Origin of the sequence: uncultured Slackia sp., from assembly GCF_959608125.1 — a bacterium.
In the GTDB taxonomy this organism is placed as follows: domain Bacteria; phylum Actinomycetota; class Coriobacteriia; order Coriobacteriales; family Eggerthellaceae; genus Slackia.
Map to the genome: position 1 here is coordinate 21892 of NZ_CAUHPG010000028.1, position 6133 is coordinate 28024.

Here is a 6133-nt window from a genome sequence, read left to right on the forward strand (position 1 = left end):
TGATGACCATCGATACGACGAAATCCATCATCCGCATTCGCGACCTGCATAAAAGCTACGGCGATGTGGAAATCCTCAAGGGAATCGACCTGGATGTCTATAAGGGCGAAGTGGTCGTCATCCTAGGTCCGTCCGGCTCCGGCAAGTCGACCATGCTGCGCTGTGTGAACCGCCTCGAAGAGCCCACCAGCGGCCATATCTACTTCGAAGACACGGAAATCACCGACAAAAAGACCAATATCAACGAGGTGCGCAAGAACGTCGGCATGGTATTCCAGAACTTCAATCTATTCCCCCACCTCACGGCCAAGAAGAACGTCATGATCGCCCAACAGAAGGTGCTCAAGAGATCGAAAGAAGAAGCCGAGCGCATCGCAATCGAACAGCTCGAACGCGTCGGCCTGGGAGAGCGCATGGACCACTACCCCGACGGCCTGTCGGGCGGCCAGCAACAGCGCGTGGCCATCGCCCGAGCGCTTGCCATGAATCCGCACGTGATGCTGTTCGACGAAGCTACGAGCGCCCTCGACCCCGAACTGGTACGCGGCGTCTTGGACGTAATGCGTCAGCTGGCCAAAGAGGGCATGACCATGCTGGTGGTCACCCATGAGATGGGCTTTGCCCGCGATGTGGCCGACCACGTGATCTTCATGGAGGACGGCAAGGTGATCGAACGCGGCGCACCCGACGAGGTGTTCAACAACCCGAAATCGGAACGCACCCGCGCATTCATCGGCAACATCGCCTAAGGCGCACCGCTCCCGCCTCCATGCCGACCGATCGGAATAGTCCCGTTCGACAAATGGGCCCCGAGCATCCATCGCGATGTTCGGGGCCCATTCTTATGCACAAACGAAACCTTCGTCTGAAACGAAACGACTCCCCCGTACGACCGAAAGGCCCGAGGGAGTCGCCATGCGCTTCTATCGATATCGGATTCTTTACGCCTTTTCCTCGCCCTCCTGGGCGATCAAGCCATCGCGGCGCATAACGGGATACACCCATTCCGCAAGAAGCGCATGAGCGCGCTCATGCGCCGATTCGCCTTCCGAAACAGCCGAGACGGCCGCGCCGTCGACCAGGGCGATGACGAAACGCGGCGTGACGTCCTTAAGCCCCACACGGTCGATAATGCGCGCCACCGCAGAGTCCAGACGTGCGCGGCCGGCACGATACGCTCTTGTGACGGCCGTCGATTCAGACGCGGCCAAAAGCTGCATATAGTGAGGAGCGGCCGTTCCCGCTTCGGCGGGCATGCAGGCCGCAAGGAACAGGTCGACTACGCGGTCGCGGCAATCCTGCACATCCATCTCTTCGGCCGCATCGGCCACGGATTCGGCGCGGCGAGCCCACGAACGCATGTTGTAGTCGCCCGCTTCATACAGCAGGTCGGAAATAGAATCGAAGTAATACCCGGTCGAAGATGCGGCAGTATTAGCGCGCTTGGCGACATTGCGATACGTCACCGCGCTCGGACCGTCTTCCTGCATGATCGCGGCCGCTGCCACGATCAAAGAAGCGCGAGTGATCTGCGCTTTGACAGACTTCGGCTCCTGTGCCGTTTTCTTAACAACCATAGCGACACCTTCTAGTACTCAAGAGACGCAAAGCGCCTCGTATTTGTCATCGTATTGAGAATGAGCGCACCTCTACCGAAGCATCGGAAACGCAACGTGTCTCTTAGGCGGAAAAGACCGGTACGCAGAAAAAAAGCAGCGTCCACGCCGACCGCAGACGCTGCAATTCATAATTCTGGAACATTTTAGAACATCGACAGTGTTCCTCATGTCGTCAACCCGATGGATCGACAAGCTTTCCAAACCGTCTTCACAGCACCCGTGCGACACCCTTGCGCGGGGCTATGCGTCGAAAAGCCGACATGAACGCCTAAATCTCAGAAAGATCCTTGCCCGAATGCTCATGCGACATAATCATGGCAACCAGCGCGACGGCCGATATAGCGACCACATACCACGCAGGCGCGATCGTGCTACCCGTCGCTTCGATCAAAGCGATCGAGATGAACGAAGCCGAGCCGCCGAACAGGGCGTTAGCCAGATTGAAGCTCAGGGCGAATCCCGAATAGCGGACGTCGGTTGGGAAAGTTTCCGTCAAGTAGCTCGACAGCGTTCCGTCGTTGATCGTCAGCAGGAAGCACATGACCAGTTCGACGAGCAGAATAGTCATGAAGTCCTTCGAACTGAGCAGATAGAACGCGGGAACGGTCAGCACCACGAAGCCGACGCAAGCGGTGATCAGCATCTTCTTACGTCCGAACTTATCGGAGATATGACCAGAGAAGAAGATGAACGCGATGTAGACCACCAGGCAGATCGTCGTGATCATAGAGGCCTTCGCGGAATCGTACTGCACCGTGTCGATCAAGTAGTTCGGCAGATAGGTGAGAACCGCGTAGAAGCCGACGGCGTTAAGCATGCAAGCGCCGAAGCTGATGATCAGAACGCGAGGGTACTTCTTCATGAGGGTGCGGAACGGAGCCTTGACCGCAGGGCCCTTTTTGTTCTCGAGGTCGGACTGCATCTTCGCATACACAGGAGAATCGCTCAGATGCTCACGCATGTAGTGCGTGATCAGGCCCAAAGGACCGGCGAGCAGGAACGGAATACGCCAACCCCAGTCGGTCACGAAAGCGGAATCGTGGCCGCAAACCGCATACATGACGGTTGCGAACATCGAGCCGCACAGGAGACCCGTGGCCGTAGAGGCAGGAACGACCGAGCAATACAGACCGCGCTTGTTAGCGGGCGCGTACTCGGCCAAAAACGTCGCAGCGCCGGCATATTCGCCCGAAGCGGAGAAGCTCTGAACCATGCGAAGAAGCAGAAGCAGCACGGGAGCCAGCAAGCCTACCATCGCATACGTGGGCAGGCAGCCGATCAAAAACGTTGCGCCGCTCATCAAAAGGATGGAAGCCGTCAGGGCCCATTTACGGCCCTTCTTGTCACCCATGTTACCCCAGAAGACTGCGCCGACGGGACGCATGAGGAACGAAAGTGCGAAGACGGCGAACGTTTCGAGAAGTGCCACCGTCGGATTGTCGCCGGGCATGAACACCAAAGCGATGACCGTCGCGAAGTAGGAATAACTCGCGTAATCGAACCATTCGATGAAATTGCCCAAGAAGGAAGAAACGACGACTCGCTTAAGCGTCTTGCTCTGTTCTTCTTGCGGCGGGTTCTGAACCGCCTCGGAGTGAGGCGGCATGGCGGTTTTGTCCGTCATAAAGAATCACTTCCTTTGGGGCTCGCTTCTGGCGAATTCGGAAACGCAACCCCCTAAGCGGACCGTTTGAACTGGTCGGCCGCGAAACCATGGACGGTATATCCGAATATATACCGCGGTCGCCACTACCCGATCGTCGATATAAAGCCGTTACGAAACAGTGGCTAAGCAAGCGTCGAGCCGCGACACAACCCCAGACCACGACGATTCGCGCACCGTAGCAGGAATGGCTCGCACCGCTCGCGAACAACAGGGCCGACGCATACCCCTACACGTCGGCCCCGACGCGATTTAGAAGTCTTCGAGCAGATCGACCTGGGCCTTGCTGGCGCGCAGAACGAAAGCGCGCTTGGCCTTCGCGCCGCCCTGAGCGAGCTCGCGCAGAATAACGCGGCGCAGGCGCGGATAGTCGTTCATGCCGTACCACGCGAATGCCGTACCGCCGACATATGCCTCGACGATGCTGTGAACGGGCACGGAAGCATCGCGCTTGGCGTCGAGCTCCAGATATTCGGCAATCTGCTTCTCGCAGACTTCGCGAATGACCTCGGGGGAAATCTCGAGGTCGCGAGCGAGCTGAGCCACCTGGCGATCGACCTCGGCATCATCGGCCTGAGGGAAGTACGTCACATCGTAGGTCACCGCGGCAACGCCCGATGCGGCGGCGAAGCCGAGCAGGTCGTCGAGCTTCACCATCTGGACATGTTCCTCGGTACGCTCGGCAATGTCGAGCTCCGCAGGAAAACCCTTCAAACCGGCCTTGTCGAACTCGGCTTTCAGAGCATCTTCAGCCACAGCGGCTTCAAGCTCGACGTCCGTGGCAATGTGGACCAGATTCTTCGTGATCTTCATTGCTGCACCATCCTCTCCTTGGAAAGCGTCCCGCTACCGTCGGTCTTCTTGCATACGACCCTTTTGTGGCGGTGAGGGACGCATTTGTACCTAAAAGCCTTATGGAACCGGTAGAGACTCCGGGCGGTACGTGCGCGCCGCCCGGAGCAGCTTGTGCGGGAAAGGCGGTCGAACCACGGGTCCGGCCGCCTTTCCGGGGCATAGGCTGAAGAGCTTACTTCAGGCCCTCTTTCACCGCTTCCTCTTCGAGGTGAGCGGAGAGGTTTTCACGAACTTCCTCTTCCTGCTTCTGCTTACGGCCGGCGATCATGCCCTTGATGGACGGGATGGCGCCGCCACCGACGATCAAGATAGCGCCGATGATGGTGTTTGCCGTAAGGGCCTCGCCGAAGACGACCAGGCCGATGAAGATGGCGACGGGAACTTCCCAGTAGGCGATGGTGCCGTAGTCGGCAGCCGGGAGGTTGCGGCCCGCAACGAGCAGGAAGCCCAAAGCGATAGGACCGCAGACGATCCACAACAGCACTGCGCCGACCCAGTTGAACGGAGTGAACTCGACGGAGGTGACCCAGTTCTCCTGGCCCGCGGAGATACCGTAGACATTCATCAGAATGACGATGGCAACGGCGCCGAGGGTCGCGAAGATGAAGTTCCACACGCCACGGGCGGTGGTGTCGGCATCTTTACGATAGCCGTTGAAGAACATGGAAGCGCCATAGAAAACGCCGGAGAGCAGACCGAAGATGTCGCCGATGCCCTTCATCGGGAATTCAGGCGTTGAAGTCTGCAGGTTCAGGTCGACGCCGAAGGTCTGACCGCCCACGCCGAAGCCGATCAGGTTATTGCCGAACAGCATGCCGACGAATACGGCGACCAGGCAGACCCACTGAAGCGCGGAGATAGGCTCTTTGCGGAAAATACGGGCGAGCAGGATGCAGATGACGGGACCGGTGTAGATGAACAGAACCGCGTTCGCGACCGTCGTCATCAAGGTGGCGGTAACGTAGCAAGCCAGAGACATGCCGATCATCAAACCGCCGAGAGCGATGGCGGGAGTGAGCTTCAGCTTCTTGAAGGTCGCCACCTTATGCGTGGCGAACAGCAAGATGACGAAGAACAGCACGCCCATAGCCATGCGGCCGACGGCCATCAAGGCGCCGATGGAGTCGCTGCCCGCGAGACCCTGGGTGGCATCGAACATGTCGACGCGCGTACCCCAGCGGCTGAACAGGGGCACGAGGCCCATGCCGGTTGCGGAGATGAGCATGGCGATGGTGCCAAGGCCCAGCTTCATTTCATAGCCGTTCCCTTCCCCTTTAGAGGGAGCGGCATTCGTGTTCTTTCCTTCAGCCATTGGTCCTCCTTAAAACCAACAAGCCGGTAAATTACCCCCTCACCCATCTGGGTGCCTGCATGTTTCGCCTTGCCGAACAGGGCAGCATATGTTTCCCATGCTTATGCGCGCCATCTGCACTATCGGGCAAAACGGCATCCCGTTCCGAACGTTACGAGGGGGTTAGATAAAAAGGGGGTTCGGCCCGCCACGGGCAAACCGAACCCCTTGCTGTTAAGCTGCACTAGCTACGCAGCTAGCATATTTTTTTTGAAGACTCGAACTTAGTCGTTCCACATCTCCGGGTGGATGAGCGTGTCGTCCTTGACGCGGTTCGGGAAGTAGTCCTCGCAGCCGCCCTCGCGGTAGACGTCCGCGGTGGAGCAGTGCAGGCCGCCGCCGAAGGGATAGGCGTCGCGCAGGTCGACGGGGATGACGTTCATGCCGAGCTTGTCCATCTGCTCCTGCTGGTGAACCTCGGAAGCTTCGACGATGACCGTGGAGGGATCGAGAACCAGGCAGTTCATGGACAGCCAGACGGAGCTGTAGCAGAGCGCGGGAGGCTCGGTGTGCGCCGGCTGGGCGGCGTCGACGACCTGCCAGTCGTTGGCCTCGAAGATGGCCAGCTGGCCCTCGGCGGGATGACGGTTCGGGTTGTTGATGATCAGGCCCGGACGCAGCGGCACGAAGGTGGCGTCGATGTGG

5 protein-coding genes and 1 pseudogene are annotated in these 6133 nt (G+C 58.8%); 1 reads left to right on the plus strand and 5 read right to left on the minus strand.

All coding sequences use genetic code 11. The features are described 5' to 3' along the window. Positions 1–2 precede the first annotated feature (2 nt). Entirely contained in the window at positions 3–749 is a 747-nt protein-coding gene (locus Q6E04_RS08265; protein ID WP_303250302.1) for an amino acid ABC transporter ATP-binding protein, read from the plus strand. Between the two features lie 192 nt (positions 750–941). Here Q6E04_RS08265 and Q6E04_RS08270 read toward each other — a convergent pair whose 3' ends face one another. From Q6E04_RS08270 to Q6E04_RS08290, 5 genes and pseudogenes are all read right to left on the minus strand, one after another. Further along, positions 942–1577, minus strand: a complete 636-nt coding sequence (locus Q6E04_RS08270; RefSeq protein WP_303250303.1) for a TetR/AcrR family transcriptional regulator — start codon at positions 1575–1577, stop codon at positions 942–944. 310 nt (positions 1578–1887) lie between these two features. After that, positions 1888–3243 (minus strand): MFS transporter, encoded by a 1356-nt coding sequence (locus Q6E04_RS08275; RefSeq protein ID WP_303250304.1) that lies wholly within the window; start codon positions 3241–3243, stop codon positions 1888–1890. 291 nt (positions 3244–3534) lie between these two features. Then, entirely contained in the window at positions 3535–4095 is a 561-nt protein-coding gene (locus Q6E04_RS08280) for a hypothetical protein (RefSeq protein ID WP_303250305.1), read from the minus strand. Positions 4096–4309: 214 nt separating this feature from the next. Then, positions 4310–5449, minus strand: coding sequence for a DMT family transporter (locus Q6E04_RS08285; protein WP_303250306.1), 1140 nt, complete (start codon positions 5447–5449; stop codon positions 4310–4312). A 263-nt stretch (positions 5450–5712) separates the two neighbouring features. Next, positions 5713–6133 (minus strand): annotated as a pseudogene (locus tag Q6E04_RS08290) (serine/threonine protein kinase); the annotation flags it as partial.